Genomic DNA, 14,578 nt, shown 5'->3' with positions numbered 1-14,578 from the left:
CCGCTCGGCCCGCCGCGCCTCGGTGAGACTATGCGCGGTCCCGGAGACGCCGATGATCTCGCCGGACGGCCCCCTGATCGGCGAGAGGCTGAGCGAGATCTCGACCGGCGTGCCGTCCTTGCGCAGGCGCACCGTCTCGAACCGCTCGATCGACTCGCCCCGCGCGATCCGCGCCAGGTAGTCCTTGCCATGCTCGCGCCGGTCGGGCGGCACGATGATCGCAGTGGATTTCCCGATCGCTTCACTCGCCGAATAGCCATAGAGCCGCTCGGCGGCCGGATTCCAGCCCGTGATGATGGCGTCGAGCGTCTGCATCACGATCGCATCGTCGGACGATTCGACGGCGGCGCTGAACAATTGCTCGCGTGCCGCATGATGGCTTCGCGCGGCCTCGGTGCGGCGATGCTCGCGGATCTCGCGCTCGAGAGCGGCTGTCTTCGCCCGCGTCTCTTCGACCATCTGGGCGAAAGCCCGCGCCAGCACGCCCGTCTCGCCGCTGGCATCGACGGGGATGTCCGCCTGCCGTCCGCGGCCGATCGCCTCCACGGCCGCGGTCAGGCGGCCGATCGGGCGGGTCAATGAGCGCGCCAGCAGCACCGCGAGCGCCCCTGCGGCGAGGACGGCGAGCACGCCGACCAGCACGGACGTCTTTTGAATGGCGGCCGGCACCCGGCCGAAGACGGACGGGGGAATGGTCACGATGATTGCGGTCCATTCCTTGCCCGCCAGCAGCGCCGGTGCGATCGCCGCGCCGGTCGGCCGGCCCGACGCGTCGGTCATGAGCCGCGTGGATAGGTCCGACGTGCCGGCCATGGCCGAGAAGAATGGAAAATCATCGCGCCAGTTGGTGGGGCGGCCCTGCAATGAGGCGAATTCCCGCGCGCGATCGGGATGAACGAGATAATCGCCGTGCGAATTCACGACGTAGATCTCGCCACCCGAGCTCGCCGTCGAGCGGATGCGGTCGAGGGCCGGACGCATGTCGATATTGGCGATGATGATCCCGAACGGCTTGCCATCCGGCGTGAACAGCGGCGTAGCGACCCGCAGCGTCGGAGTGTGCAAGACCGTGGTGCCCCCCTGGCGGGTCGCGAGATCGATCGGCGACACGTAAATCTCGCCCGGCGCCAGCCTCATCGTGTCCTGAAAGTAGGCTCGGTCGCCCTTGCGCTCCAGCTCGCTGTTGGGGACGATCCGCGCCGCTCCATGCGGGCCGGAGCGGTCGACGCGGACCAGCTCGCGCTGGTCGTCGTCGAGACCGATGATGCGAAACTGCCCGTAGCTGGGCTTGGCCTCGATCTCGGCTGCGAGCCGCGTCGCGATGCGGTCGCGCCAGGTCTGCTCTGTAACGCCGTCAAGGGGGTCAACTCCTCCGCCGAGACGGGCGCGGATCAGGCCGTTGATGGCCGCGGCAGAGCGATAGCCGATCAAATCGCCGCGGACTCCGGCAACATAGGATTCCAGGTTGGCCGCGAGCAGGCGTGACTGGGCCTCGACCCGCTCCAGGACGCGCGGAATGACCGCTTGCGTGGTGTTGCGAAAGCCGAGCCATCCGACTGCGGCCACGGTGACCGCCACCAGCAGGATCATCGCGATCGCCAGCCGCGTTGCGAGGGTCAAGCGGATGTTCGCAGGGCTTCCCGGATGACCGCGCCTGGTCTGGCCTGGAGCAGCGGCGCCCCCGTCATCGGTGGCCGGAGCTGACATCGGACCCCTCCGGCTCGCCTGCTTTCAGGCAGCCTTCGACCGCGGCGAGCAGGGCGTCGGGCCGGAACGGCTTTTGCAAACTTGCCACCGCGCCGAGCTTGGTCGCCATCTTCAGGAAGTCCGGCTCCGCATAGGCATCCGGCGTGATCGAACGGCCGGAAATGACGATGATCGGAATGGCCGGAGCCAGCACCCGGATGTGACGCATCGTCTCCAGCCCGTCCATGCCGGGCATGAAGATGTCGAGAAACAGGAGGTCGAACCGGCTGGCCTCGAACAGCGCAAGTCCCTTGCGGCCATCGCCCGCGACGGTGACGTGATGACCGGCCCTCTCCAGGAGCAGCCGGATCGTGAGTTGGACGGCCGGGTCGTCATCCACGATCAGGATGTTGGCCACGTCTGAATTCCTCCGGGCCGGACAGGACGTCCCCACCGGCCGCAAATCAAACCATCAAAGACGAAATTGTTGCGCGGATTCAGCCCGGCCTGCAAGCACTTCGCGAACGTCCGGTGAATGCTCGCCTAAGCCGAAAACGGGGACGCATGCTTATGCACGGTTGCGTGCATAAGGGTTCGTCAGGCTGGTGGTCTGTCTAATCGGTCAGATATTCCGGATAATGGCTCCGGATCTTGTCGAGTTCGCTGAGCGTGCCCGACAAATGCTTGCGCAGATGCTGTTGCGCGGCATCGGAATCTCCGGCTTCGATCGCGCGGGTGATCAGCTTGTGGTGACGGACGATGTTCTGGGCCTTGCCGGGTGAGGGCAAATGCAGCCGGCGCAGCCGGTCGATATGTCCGCTGCGGCTGCGCACCAGCGTCCAGAGCTCCTGCTTGCCGGCCGCCGCATAAAGCTGGGCGTGAAAATCATTGTCGGCGGCGATGAAGCTCTCGAAGTCCCCGGCTTTCGCGAACTGCTGCTGAAGCGCGATCACATGGTCGAGGCGGAGGACCAGGGCCTGGTCATGCTGCTCCGCGAGCAGCCGGACGATTTCGAGCTCCAGCGCCTGGCGCAGGAAATGCGCCTGCTCGGCGCGGCCGACATCGACCCGGCTGACCACGGTCGCGTGCTGCGGAAACACGTCCACGAGCCCTTCTTCCTCGAGCCGCATCAGGGCGTCGCGGATCGGCGTCGAGCTGACCCCGAATTGCGCGGCGAGATCCGTGCGCGACAGCGGCGAGCCCGGGGGCAGTTCGAGCGCGAGAATGGCGTTGCGCAGCCGCTCGAACACCTGCGGCGCGGCCTGCCGGGCCCGGTCGAGCCGCGCGCCGGGGCGGGCCGCGCGGGGCGCGGGATGGGCTGTTTCCATGGCGAGGGCTCCGGCGGACTTGCCTTTGATGCACTAATGCATTAGTGCATCAGCAGGATCGCTCGTCAATGGCGGCCGGAGGAAACGAACAATTATGATCAAGCCATTCCAGCGTGGCGCTGCCGCCATCGCCCTGATCGTCGCAACCGTGCTGGCGGCTTCGCCGGCGCGTGCGCAGCAGAAATCCGAGATCGCGCTGTCGCGCCAGCCCGGCATTTTCTACATGCCGAGCCACATCATGGAGAAGCTGAAGCTGATCGAGAAGCACGCAGCTTCACTCGGCCTCGCGGGCGTCACCACCAAATGGATCACCTTCTCCGGCGGCGGCGCGCAGACCGATGCGCTGCTCGCGGGCGGCGTCGACATCCTCAACACCGGCACCGGCAATCTTCTGCTGCTGTGGGACCGCACCCGCGGCGGCGTGAAGGGCATCGTCGCGACCTCGGCGCAGCCGATGACGCTGATCAGCCGCGACGCCAACATCAAGTCGATCAGGGATTTCGGCCCCTCCGACAAGATCGCGGTGCCGACCGTCAAGGTGTCGACCCAGGCGATCGTGCTGCAGATCGCGGCCGCCGAGGCCTTCGGCGCCGACCAATGGTCGAAGCTGGATGCCAACACCGTTCAACTCGGCCATCCCGACGCTTATGCGGCGCTGTCCAATCCCAAGCACGAGGTGCACAACCACTTCTCCATCCCGCCCTTCACCTTCCTGGAGCTGAAGAACGTGCCGGGCGCGCATATCGTGCTGTCGTCGCCGGACGTGATGGGCGGGCCGCTCAGCCAGGCCCAGTTCTTCACCACCACCAAATTCGCCGAGGCCAATCCAAAGATCATCCAGGCCGTGCGCGACGCGACCAAGGAAGCGCAGGCCCTGATCCGCAGCGACACGAAGCAGGCGGTCGAGATCTACAAGGAGATCACCGGCGACAAGACCTCGGTCGAGGAGTTGCTCGATCTGCTCAAGGAGCCCGGCATGATGGAGTGGAATCTCGAGCCGCAGGGCACGATGAAATTCGCTGCGCATCTGTTCAAGACCGGCACGCTGAAGAGCCAGCCCAAGGCCTGGACGGATTATTATCTCCCCGTCGCGCACGATCTGAAGGGCAACTGATGGCGCTGCTCGACGTCAGCTCCGTGACGCTGCGCTACAAGACCTCCAGCGCAGTCGTCACCGCCACGGAGAGGGTGAGTTTCACGGTCGACAAGTCCGACCGCTTCGTGCTGCTGGGTCCGTCCGGCTGCGGCAAGTCGACCCTGCTCAAGGCCGTCGGCGGCTACATGACCCCGAGCGAGGGCCGCATGACCATAGGCGATCGCGAGATCCACGGTCCCGGCGCCGACCGGATGATGATCTTCCAGGAGTTCGACCAGCTCCTGCCGTGGAAGAGCGTGCTCGCCAACGTCATGTTTCCGCTGCTGACTGCGCGAAAACTGTCGCGCAGGGACGCCGAGGCCAAGGCACGGGCCTATATCGAGAAGGTCGGCCTCACCCGCGTGGTCGATGCCTATCCGCACACGCTGTCCGGCGGCATGAAGCAGCGCGTCGCGATCGCGCGCGGCATGGCGATGGAGCCTGATATCCTCTTGATGGACGAGCCGTTCGCGGCGCTCGATGCGTTGACGCGCCGCACCTGCCAGGACGAGCTGCTCCAGCTCTGGAGCGAGACCAAGTTCACCGTGCTGTTCGTGACCCATTCGATTGCGGAGGCGATCCGCATCGGCAACCGCATCCTGCTGCTGTCGCCGCATCCCGGCCGCGTCAAGGCCGAGGTGATCGACGTCGACAAGGTCTCGAACGAAGACGGCAGCGCCGGCCGGCTGGAGAAGGAGATCCACGATCTCCTGTTCGCCGGCGAAGCCACCGCGCATTGAGGAGCCTCTGATGGGCGAAGCCAGGATATTGCTGCGGGCCGAACCGGTTGCTGCCATCGGCGCAGGCGAGGTCGAGCGCAAGCTGAGCGTGCTTGAGCTGTTGTGGAACGACGGCTTCGTCCGCAAGTCGGTGATCATCCTGTTCCTGGCGGCGGTCTGGGAAGCCTACGGCCTCACCCTCGACAATCCGCTGCTGTTCCCGACACTGCACGACACCGCGATCACGCTGTTCGACCGCGTCAAGGACGGCACCATTCCGATGCGGGCCTGGACGTCGCTGAAAGTTCTGTTCATGGGCTATTCGGCCGGCATCGCGCTCGCCGCCATCTTCACCGTGCTCGCGATCTCGACCCGCATCGGCACCGATTTCCTCGAGACTGTCACGGCGATGTTCAATCCGTTGCCGGCGATCGCGCTGCTGCCGCTGGCCCTGATCTGGTTCGGCCTCGGCAATGGCAGCCTCGTCTTCGTGCTGATCCATTCGGTGCTGTGGCCGGTCGCGCTCAACACCCATTCCGGCTTCAAGAGCGTGTCCAACACGCTGCGCATGGTCGGCCGCAATTACGGCCTGAGCGGCTTGCCCTACGTCGCAAAAATTCTCATCCCGGCCGCCTTCGGCTCGATCCTCACCGGCCTCAAGATCGGCTGGGCCTTTGCCTGGCGCACGCTGATCGCGGCGGAGCTGGTGTTCGGCGTGTCCTCGGGGCAGGGCGGGCTCGGCTGGTTCATCTTCGAGAACCGCAATTTGCTCGACATACCCGCCGTGTTCGCGGGCCTCTTGACGGTGATCATCATCGGGCTCTTTGTCGAGAACCTGATCTTCCGCGCCATCGAGCGGAACACCGTGCAGAAATGGGGCACCCAATCATGACCAAGAAGAAAATAACGCCCGACCAGCTCCGCAGCGCGCGCTGGTTCGCGCCCGACGATCTCCGCTCGTTCGGCCACCGCTCCCGCACCATGCAGATGGGCTACGCGCCGGAGGAGTGGAAGGACCGGCCGATCATCGCGATCCTCAACACCTGGTCGGACGCGCAGCCCTGCCACATGCACTTCAAGTCGCGCGTCGACGACGTCAAGCGCGGCATCCTGATGGCCGGCGGCCTGCCGCTGGAGCTGCCGGCGCTATCGCTGTCGGAATCGCTGCTGAAGCCGACCACCATGCTCTATCGCAATCTGTTGGCGATGGACGCGGAGGAGCTCTTGCGCAGCCATCCCGTCGACGGCGTCGTGCTGATGGGCGGCTGCGACAAGACCACGCCGGCGCTGCTGCTGGGCGCGACGTCGATGAACATTCCGGCGATCTATCTGCCGGCCGGCCCGATGCTGCGCGGCAATTGGAAGGGCAAGACGCTCGGCTCCGGCTCGGACGGCTGGAAATACTGGGACGAGCGCCGCGCCGGAAAGATCTCCGACAAGGACTGGCTCGACATCGAGGCCGGCATCGCCCGCAGCTACGGCACCTGCATGACCATGGGCACGGCCTCGACCATGACGGCCATTGCCGAAGCGATCGGCATGACGCTGCCCGGCGCCTCCTCGATCCCCGCGGCCGACGCCAATCACATCCGCATGGCCTCTGAATGCGGCCGACGCATCGTCGAGATGGTTTGGGAGGATTTGACGCCGAAGGTGATCCAGACCAGAAAAGCCTTCGAGAACGCGATTGCGGTCGCGATGGCGATGGGCTGCTCGACCAACGCCATCATCCATCTGATCGCGCAGGCTCGCCGCGCCGGCAAGGACATCGGCCTCGACGATTTCGAGATCGCGAGCCGCAAGGTGCCCGTGATCGCCAACGTGCGGCCGAGCGGCGATGCGTATCTGATGGAAGACTTCTTCTATGCCGGCGGCCTGCCGGCGCTGATGGGGCAGATCAAGCCGCATCTGCATCTCGACTGCATCACCGTCACCGGCAAGACACTGGCTGAGAACATCGCGGGCGCCGAGGTGCACAATGCCGATGTGATCCGCTCGGTCGACAATCCCATTTACAAGGAAGGCGCGCTCGCCGTGCTCAAGGGCAATCTCGCGCCCGACGGCTGCGTCATCAAGCCTTCCGCCTGTGCGCCGCGCTTCCTCAAGCACACCGGGCCGGCGCTGGTGTTCGACGATTATCCCTCGATGAAGAAGGCGGTCGACGATCCCGATCTCGATGTCACCGAAGACCACATTCTCATCCTGCGCAATGCGGGGCCGCAAGGTGGCCCGGGCATGCCGGAATGGGGCATGCTGCCGATCCCGACCAAGCTCGTGAAGCAGGGCGTGCGCGACATGGTGCGCCTCTCGGATGCGCGCATGAGCGGCACCAGCTATGGCGCCTGCATCCTGCACGTCTCGCCGGAATCCTACATCGGCGGCCCGCTGGCGCTGGTGCAGAACGGCGACCGCATCACGCTCGACGTTGCCGCCCGCACCATCAATCTCGACGTCCCCGAAGCCGAGCTCGCAAAACGCCGCGCCGCCTGGAAACAGCCCGAGCGCCGCTTCGAGCGCGGCTATGGCTGGATGTTCACCAAGCACATCAAGCAGGCCAATGACGGCTGTGACTTCGACTTCCTCGAGACCGATTTCGGCGCGCCGATCGGCGAGCCGTCTATTTACTAGCCCACTGTCATTCCGGGGCGCGCCCCTTGGCGCGAGCCCGGAATCCATACTCCCGATCGTGGTTATGGATTCCGGGCCTGGCCCTGCGGGCCATCCCGGAATGACGAAAGAGAGAGTTCGACCAAATGACAAAACTCAGCGAAGCCACCCGCAACAAGCTCAAATCCGTCTCCACGGCCACAGTGGCCACCGCCTTGTTCAAGCGCGGCCTGCGGATCCAGATGATCCAGGACGTGCATCCGCTCGGTGCCGACCAGCCGACCATGGTCGGCGAAGCCTTCACGCTGCGCTACATGCCGGCGCGCGAGGATCTCAACACCATCGACGTCTTCAAGGATCGCTCCCATCCGCAGCGCAAGGCGGTCGAGGATTGTCCGGCAGGCAGCGTTCTGGTGATGGACAGTCGCAAGGACGCGCGCGCGGCCTCGGCCGGCGCGATCCTGGTGACGCGCTTGATGAAGCGCGGTGTCGCCGGTGTCGTCACCGACGGCGGCTTTCGCGATTCCGCCGAGATCGCCAAGCTCGGCATCCCCGCCTATCACCACCGCCCGTCGGCGCCGACCAATCTCACGCTGCACCAGGCGATCGAGATCAACGTGCCCATCGGCTGCGGCGATGCGCCGGTGTTCCCCGGCGACGTCATTCTCGGCGACGCCGACGGCGTGATCGTGATCCCCGCCCATCTCGCCGACGAGATCGCCAACGAAACCTTCGAGATGACGGCGTTTGAGGATTTCGTCACCGAGGAAGTCGGCAAGGGACGCGGCATCTTCGGTCTCTATCCCGCCACCGATCCGCAGACGCTCACCGACTTCGCGGAGTGGCGGAAGAAGAACGGCCGCTAAACCAAAACGAACTCACGTCAAGAAACGAGCCGGCGCATCAAGCGCCGGCCTTTTAGCAAGCAGGGAGGATTTCAATGAATTTCACGCGACGTAACCTCATGGCCGCCGCCGGCGCAGCGGCAGCATCGACGCTTCTCGCCCGCGCCGCCGGCGCCCAGTCGTTCCCGTTCACGCCGAACCAGCGCTACCCCGATCCCGCCGTCCAGATCCTCGATCCCAGCTTCGCAAAATACCGGCTCTATTCCTCGACGGTCGAGCAGGTCGCATCAGGCATGCGCTGGGCCGAAGGCCCGGCCTATTTCCCCGAGGGCGGCTATCTCCTGTTCTCGGATATTCCCAACAACCGGATCATGAAGTTCGACGAGAAGACCGGCCAGACCAGCGTGTTCCGCGCCAATGCCAATTACGCCAATGGCAATGCGCGCGACCGCCAGGGCCGTCTCGTCACCTGCGAGCACTCCGTGACCCGCCGCATCACCCGCACCGAGACGGACGGCACGATCACCGTGCTCGCCGACAAGTTCGAGGGCAAGCGGCTGAACGCGCCGAACGATATCGTGGTGAAGTCCGACGACAGCATCTGGTTCACCGATCCGCTGTTCGGCATCAATGGCGAGTGGGAAGGCAAGAAGGAAAAGGCCGAGCAGGCCACCACCAACGTCTACCGCATCGCCAAGGACGGCAAGATCAGTGCCGTCCTCACCGACCTCGTCAATCCCAACGGCCTTGCCTTCTCGCCGGACGAGAAGAAGCTCTACATCGTCGAGTGGAAGGGCACGCCCAACCGCAGCATCTGGAGCTACAATGTCGGCGACGACGGCGCGCTCAGCGGCAAGACCAAGCTGATCGACGCCGCCGACCAGGGCTCGCTCGACGGTTTCCGCGTCGACCGCGACGGCAATCTCTGGTGCGGCTGGGGTTCCAACGGCGCGCTGCAATCCGAGCCGACCGATGTCGGCGGCCGCAAGGTGTTTCAGCTCAAGGCCAGGCCCGAAGATCTCGACGGCGTCATGGTGTTCAACGCGGACGGCAGGCCGCTCGCCTTCATCAGGTTGCCCGAGCGCTGCGCCAATCTCTGCTTCGGCGGCCCGAAGAACAACCGGCTCTACATGGCAAGCAGCCATTCGGTCTATGCGCTGTATGTCGAAGCGCACGGGGCGGTGTGAGATATCTCGCGCCTCACACTCGATGTCGTCCCGGACAAGCGCAGCGAAGCGAAGCGCCGATCCGGGACCCATAGAAACAGGGAGAAGTTTGGCGAAGATCGCCAGTTAGAAAGTCTTCCGGTACGGCTACCCGCACTCCATCGATACATCACGCGGTATGGGTCCCTGCCTTCGCGGGGACGACAGCGGAAGGTGTTGCGACGGCTGCGGCTATCGCTACACCCCGGCCTCCGCCACCCCCGCCGCCCACAGCGCGAACGCATAGACGATCGCGATTTCATCGAGCCGGTCGAACCGCCCCGACGCGCCGCCATGACCGGCGCCCATGTTGGTGCGCAGCAGGACCGGACCGCCGCCGCTCATGGTAGCGCGCAGGCGCGCGATCCATTTCGCCGGCTCCCAATAAGTCACGCGCGGATCCGTGAGCCCGCCCATCGCCAGGATCGCCGGGTACGCCTTCGCCGCGACATTGTCGTAGGGCGAGTAGGACAGGATCGTTCGAAAATCCTGCTCGCTCTCGATCGGGTTGCCCCATTCCGGCCATTCCGGCGGCGTCAGCGGCAGCGTGTCGTCGAGCATGGTGTTGAGCACGTCGACGAACGGCACTTCGGCGACGATCCCTGCGAACAATTCGCCGGCACGGTTGGCGACCGCGCCCATCAGCATGCCGCCGGCCGAGCCGCCATGGCCGACGATGCGCTTTGCGCTCGTGTACTTCGCGTCGATCAGCGCCTGCGCGCTGGCGGCGAAATCGTCGAACGAATTCGTCTTCTTCTCGCGCTTGCCGTCGAGATACCAGCCCCAGCCCTTGTCAGCGCCGCCGCGGATATGGGCGATGGCGTAGACGAAGCCGCGGTCGACCAGCGACAGGCGGTTGGCGTTGAACGAGGCCGGCATCGCCATGCCGTAGGAGCCGTAGCCGTAGAGCAGCAGCGGCGCCGTGCCGTCGAGCTTCAGCCCGCGGCGGTAGAGGATCGACACCGGCACCTCGGCGCCGTCATGCGCCTTTGCCGTGATGCGCGTGGTGACGTAATCGGCCGCGTTATGGCCCGACGGAATCTCCTGGCGCTTGCGCAAGGTGCGCGTGCGCTTGACCATGTCGTAGTCATAGACTTCCGACGGCGTCGTCATCGACGAATAGGCAAAGCGCAAATTCGTCGTCTCGAATTCGTAGGAGCCCATCGTGTCCAGCGAATAGGCGGCCTCATCGAAGGCGATGGCATGCTCCTCGTTCGAGACGAGATCGCGGATCACGATCGCCGGCAGCGCATTGGCGCGCTCCAGCCGCACCAGATGGCCGGCATAGAGATCGAGGTCGATGAGGTAGATGCCGGGACGATACGGGATCAGATCGCGCCAGTTCTTGCGCTCGGGCGAAGAAAGCGGCGCGGTGACGATCTTGAAGTCGATGGCATCGTCGGCATTGGTGAGGATGAAGAGCTGATCGCCGCGATCGGCCAGCGAATATTGCACGCCTTCCTCGCGCGCCGCGACGAGGCGCGGCGGCGCCTCGGGGTTGGCGAGATCGATCAGCCGCTGCTCCGAGGTCTCGTGGTCGCCGCCGGCGATCACGCAGAAGCGGCCGCTGGTGCTCTCGTGCAGATGGGTGAACCAGCCGGCATCCTGCTCTTCATAGATCAGCGTGTCGTCGGCCTGTTTGGTGCCGAGCCTGTGCCGCCACACCTGCATCGGCCGGTGATTGTCGTCGAGCTTCACATAGAAGAAGCTCTTGCAATCCGCGGCCCAGACCACGCCGCCATCGGTCTCCTCGACCACGTCGTCGAGATCCTTGGCCGTAGCCCAGTCGCGCACGCGGATCGAAAAATATTCCGAGCCCTTGGTGTCGGCGCTCCAGGCCTGCAGCTTGTGATCGTAGGAGTGCCGGCTGCCGCCGAACCTGAAATATTTGTGGTCTTTGGCAAGCGCATCGCCGTCGAGCACGATCTCGCCGTCGCCGCCGTCGCGCGGCATGCGGCCGAACAGCTCGTGCTGCCCGCCCTCGCGAAACCTGCGGAAATAGGCAAACGGGCCGTCCGGCGACGGCACGCTGGAATCGTCCTCCTTGATCCGCCCGCGCATCTCCCGCACCAGTGTCTTCTGCAGGCCGGCGGTGTGGCCGAGCAGGCTGTCGGTGTAGACGTTCTCCTCATCCAGATATTTGCGGATGTCGGGATCCAGCACCTTGGGATCGCGCAGCACCTCCTGCCATTTCGCGTCCTTCAGCCAGGCATAGTCGTCGGTCACGGTGATCCCGTGCCGCGTGAAGGAATGCGGCCGGCGCGGGGCGACGGGGGGCTGGGAAGGGGTTTTGGCCTGGGTCACTCGGTCCTCATTTCAATACGTGTTCCATCTTATATCGTCCCGATTCCACGAATTGCCAGCACGACTCCGCCAGGCCTGCCGGGTTGTTGACCGGCCCCTTGTATGCTTTACGGACCAATATCCCCGCCGCCGGTCCAGCCTGATGCTGTTCAATTCCTACCCGTTCATCCTGTTGTTCCTGCCCGTCGTGCTGGCCGGCTATTTCTGGCTCGGGCGGCGCAGCAATCTCACCCCGGTGATCTGGCTGGCGCTGGCCTCGCTCGCCTTTTACGCCATCGGTAACTGGCAGTTCGTGGCGCTGTTGCTGCTGTCGATCGCCTTCAATTACGGCGTCGGCCATCTCCTCATCGTGGCGAAGCTCGGCCCGTCGCACCGCAAGGCGGCGCTCGCGCTCGGTGTCGTCGGCGATCTTCTCGTGCTCGGCATCTTCAAATATGCCGGCTTCCTCACCGAGAACCTCAACGCCTTGTTCGGCACGCATGCCGCGGTTCACATCCTGCTGCCGGTCGGCATCTCCTTCTACACGTTCACGCAGATTGCGTTCCTGGTGGACGCCTATCGCGGGCAGGTCGCAGCCTATGCGCTGGCGCACTACGCGCTGTTCGTGACTTATTTTCCGCATTTGATCGCCGGGCCGATCCTCCACCACAAGGATATGATCCCGCAATTCGAGCGGAAGGAGACCAAGCGTCCGGACGGACATCTCATGTTGTGCGGTGTCATCATCTTTGCCATCGGCCTGTTCAAGAAGACCTGTCTCGCCGACGGCATCCAGCCGCTGGTCGCACTCGCCTTCGAGGCGCGCTCGCCGAGCTTCGACCAGGCCTGGCTCGGCGCACTTGCCTACACGTTCCAGCTCTATTTCGATTTCTCCGGCTATTCCGACATGGCGATCGGGATCTCGCTGATGTTCGGCATCTTCCTGCCCGTGAATTTCAACTCGCCCTACAAGGCGTCCAGCATCGTCGAGTTCTGGCGCCGCTGGCACATGACGCTGTCGCAATTTTTGCGCGACTATCTCTATATCCCGCTCGGCGGCAACCGCCACGGCCGCGTGCTGCGCTACCTCAATTTGATGATCACGATGCTGCTGGGCGGGCTCTGGCACGGTGCGGCCTGGACTTTTGTCATTTGGGGTGCGCTGCACGGGGCCTATCTCTGCGTCAATCACGCTTTCAACGCCCTGATGCCAACCATTCCGTCGGTCCTTGCGCGTCCGGTTCGCATCGCCGGAGCAGCGCTGACGTTCCCCGCCGTCGTCGTCGCCTGGGTGTTCTTCCGCGCCGAGAGCGTCGCATGGGCGCTGCGCGTCCTTCACGCCATGGCCGATCCCTCGAACATCGTCTTTGGCCGTGAGGAGATCGCGGCGCTGGTGCTGATCTCCATCTACGCTGCGCTGGTGTGGCTGGCGCCGAACACGCAAGGCATCTTGGGATACGATCACGCTAACCGCCGGGTCGGCGAGAACTTGCGGGCAGGGCGCATGCGGCCGCTGTTTCTCTATGGCGCATCGCTGGTGCTTGCGTTCGGCATCTTGGGCATCCAGAGCCACAGCGAATTCATCTATTTCCGGTTCTGATGCGCGGGCCGTTCACCAGTCTCAAGCGTCTTCTGCTCGCGAGCATCGCATTCGTGCTCGGTGCGGCCGTGCTCACCTACGTCGTCGATCCCCTGCAGCTGTTCCGCCCGTCGCGCACCGCCTTCTATTCCGACGATACGCGCGTGCAGAATGCCGGGCTGATCCGCAGCCAGTCGTTCGACGCCGCCTTCATGGGCACCTCGCTCGCGATCCATTTCCGCCAGAGCGACATCGACCGTGCGCTCGGCGTTCGCTCGCTCAAGCTGGCGATGACCGGCTCCAACTCACGCCAGCAGGCCTTCGTGCTGGAGCAGGCGATCGACCGCGGCGCGAGGCGCGTGATCTGGGCGATGGACGATTTCATCTTCGTCGATGCGGCCGGCATCGAGGCCGATCCCTATCTGTCCGTCGATCTCTATCGCGGCACGACCAAGGGCATCGCGTCCTATCTGTTCAGCGCCGCGATGGCGAAAGAGGCGCTGTTCGCGCTGCTGCGGTCGGTCCCGCCGTTGCAAGGGCCGCTGACCCGCGCGGCGCCGTTTCTTCCCGTCAAGTTCGCGCTGGCTGATGTCGACGACATCTACGCGCTGCCGCGGGATTTCGATGTCGCGCGCGAGTACAATGCGAAGAGGACGCTCGCCGCCTTCGCCTACATCACGAGCCCCGTGCGCAGCCGCTTTCTCGGCGAAGGCTACGGCTATGACGCCATGGCCGGGCATTTCGAGCGCGATGCCGTCGGCCTGATCACGCGCCACCCCGACGTGACCTTCGATATCTACTTCCCGCCCTATTCGGTCCTGCAATTCGTTGCAATGCGCGAAGCCTCGCCCGAGACGCTGAAGATCGTCACTGACCTGACGGCAGTCGTCGCGCAGCGCCTCACGCAGCTTCCCAATGTGCGTCTGCACGATTTCCGCGCGATCAAGGCGGTGACGCACGATCTCGATAATTACGGCGACGTCATCCACCATTCGCCGGTGATCGATGCGAAGGTGCTGCAATGGCTGGCGAATGGGGAATATCGGGTCGATCCGAAGCAGCCGACAGCGTCGCTGGATGAGCTGAAGTCACAGGTCGAGGCGTATCGTGTGCCGAAGTAATCGCGGCAGACTCAGTCGTCGTCCCTGCGAACGCACTAGGGCATGCACATATCTGGTGCGGCGGATTGAC

12 protein-coding genes are annotated in these 14,578 nt (G+C 64.7%); 8 read left to right on the top strand and 4 right to left on the bottom strand.

Annotation, left to right across the window (positions count from 1 at the left end; all coding sequences use genetic code 11):
* From IC66_RS0140390 to IC66_RS0140380, 3 genes are all read right to left on the bottom strand, one after another.
* Positions 1-1,707, bottom strand: a 1,707-nt coding sequence (locus IC66_RS0140390) for a PAS domain S-box protein (protein WP_157158181.1), incomplete at its 3' end; no start/stop codon positions are given.
* Positions 1,685-2,104 (bottom strand): response regulator, encoded by a 420-nt coding sequence (locus IC66_RS0140385; RefSeq protein WP_038951263.1) that lies wholly within the window; start codon positions 2,102-2,104, stop codon positions 1,685-1,687. The genes IC66_RS0140385 and IC66_RS0140390, both read right to left, overlap by 23 nt.
* A 196-nt stretch (positions 2,105-2,300) precedes the next feature.
* Positions 2,301-3,014, bottom strand: coding sequence for a GntR family transcriptional regulator (locus tag IC66_RS0140380; protein WP_038951262.1), 714 nt, complete (start codon positions 3,012-3,014; stop codon positions 2,301-2,303).
* Between the two features lie 94 nt (positions 3,015-3,108).
* On the opposite strand from IC66_RS0140380, the gene IC66_RS0140375 reads away from it, so the two are divergent.
* From IC66_RS0140375 to IC66_RS0140350, 6 genes are all read left to right on the top strand, one after another.
* Positions 3,109-4,128, top strand: a complete 1,020-nt coding sequence (locus IC66_RS0140375; protein ID WP_038951261.1) for an ABC transporter substrate-binding protein — start codon at positions 3,109-3,111, stop codon at positions 4,126-4,128.
* Entirely contained in the window at positions 4,128-4,889 is a 762-nt protein-coding gene (locus IC66_RS0140370; protein ID WP_018321609.1) for an ABC transporter ATP-binding protein, read from the top strand. The genes IC66_RS0140375 and IC66_RS0140370 overlap by 1 nt, the downstream gene beginning before the upstream one ends.
* Positions 4,890-4,899: 10 nt before the next feature.
* Positions 4,900-5,760, top strand: a complete 861-nt coding sequence (locus tag IC66_RS0140365; RefSeq protein ID WP_028143859.1) for an ABC transporter permease — start codon at positions 4,900-4,902, stop codon at positions 5,758-5,760.
* Positions 5,757-7,496, top strand: a complete 1,740-nt coding sequence (gene araD, locus IC66_RS0140360) for an L-arabinonate dehydratase (RefSeq protein ID WP_038951259.1) — start codon at positions 5,757-5,759, stop codon at positions 7,494-7,496. The genes IC66_RS0140365 and araD overlap by 4 nt, the downstream gene beginning before the upstream one ends.
* Before the next feature lie 125 nt (positions 7,497-7,621).
* The gene (locus IC66_RS0140355) at positions 7,622-8,341 is read left to right on the top strand and encodes a ribonuclease activity regulator RraA (protein WP_028143861.1); all 720 of its coding nucleotides are present in this window, start codon (positions 7,622-7,624) and stop codon (positions 8,339-8,341) included.
* Between the two features lie 74 nt (positions 8,342-8,415).
* The gene (locus IC66_RS0140350) at positions 8,416-9,507 is read left to right on the top strand and encodes an SMP-30/gluconolactonase/LRE family protein (RefSeq protein ID WP_038951258.1); all 1,092 of its coding nucleotides are present in this window, start codon (positions 8,416-8,418) and stop codon (positions 9,505-9,507) included.
* A gap of 216 nt (positions 9,508-9,723) precedes the next feature.
* Here IC66_RS0140350 and IC66_RS0140345 read toward each other — a convergent pair whose 3' ends face one another.
* Positions 9,724-11,829 (bottom strand): S9 family peptidase, encoded by a 2,106-nt coding sequence (locus tag IC66_RS0140345; RefSeq protein WP_038951257.1) that lies wholly within the window; start codon positions 11,827-11,829, stop codon positions 9,724-9,726.
* A 142-nt stretch (positions 11,830-11,971) separates the two neighbouring features.
* On the opposite strand from IC66_RS0140345, the gene IC66_RS0140340 reads away from it, so the two are divergent.
* Both IC66_RS0140340 and IC66_RS0140335 read left to right on the top strand, forming a co-directional pair.
* The gene (locus IC66_RS0140340; RefSeq protein ID WP_038951255.1) at positions 11,972-13,408 is read left to right on the top strand and encodes an MBOAT family O-acyltransferase; all 1,437 of its coding nucleotides are present in this window, start codon (positions 11,972-11,974) and stop codon (positions 13,406-13,408) included.
* The gene (locus IC66_RS0140335) at positions 13,408-14,508 is read left to right on the top strand and encodes a hypothetical protein (protein ID WP_038951254.1); all 1,101 of its coding nucleotides are present in this window, start codon (positions 13,408-13,410) and stop codon (positions 14,506-14,508) included. Before IC66_RS0140340 ends, IC66_RS0140335 begins: the two co-directional genes overlap by 1 nt.
* Positions 14,509-14,578 lie beyond the last annotated feature (70 nt).

Origin of the sequence: Bradyrhizobium genomosp. III, assembly GCF_000261705.1 — a bacterium.
GTDB lineage: Bacteria > Pseudomonadota > Alphaproteobacteria > Rhizobiales > Xanthobacteraceae > Bradyrhizobium > Bradyrhizobium ottawaense.
The sequence above is the reverse complement of the archived record's forward strand: the minus strand, read 5'-3'. Positions and strand labels throughout refer to the sequence as shown.

Bases quoted from the DNA above. Each gene is read 5' to 3' on its own strand.
- IC66_RS0140340 (WP_038951255.1), top strand. From the start codon at position 11,972: ATGCTGTTCAATTCCTACCCGTTCATCCTGTTGTTCCTGCCCGTCGTG.
- IC66_RS0140375 (WP_038951261.1), top strand. From the start codon at position 3,109: ATGATCAAGCCATTCCAGCGTGGCGCTGCCGCCATCGCCCTGATCGTC.
- IC66_RS0140365 (WP_028143859.1), top strand. From the start codon at position 4,900: ATGGGCGAAGCCAGGATATTGCTGCGGGCCGAACCGGTTGCTGCCATC.
- IC66_RS0140335 (WP_038951254.1), top strand. From the start codon at position 13,408: ATGCGCGGGCCGTTCACCAGTCTCAAGCGTCTTCTGCTCGCGAGCATC.
- IC66_RS0140350 (WP_038951258.1), top strand. From the start codon at position 8,416: ATGAATTTCACGCGACGTAACCTCATGGCCGCCGCCGGCGCAGCGGCA.
- IC66_RS0140380 (WP_038951262.1), bottom strand. From the start codon at position 3,014: ATGGAAACAGCCCATCCCGCGCCCCGCGCGGCCCGCCCCGGCGCGCGG.
- IC66_RS0140370 (WP_018321609.1), top strand. From the start codon at position 4,128: ATGGCGCTGCTCGACGTCAGCTCCGTGACGCTGCGCTACAAGACCTCC.
- araD (WP_038951259.1), top strand. From the start codon at position 5,757: ATGACCAAGAAGAAAATAACGCCCGACCAGCTCCGCAGCGCGCGCTGG.
- IC66_RS0140355 (WP_028143861.1), top strand. From the start codon at position 7,622: ATGACAAAACTCAGCGAAGCCACCCGCAACAAGCTCAAATCCGTCTCC.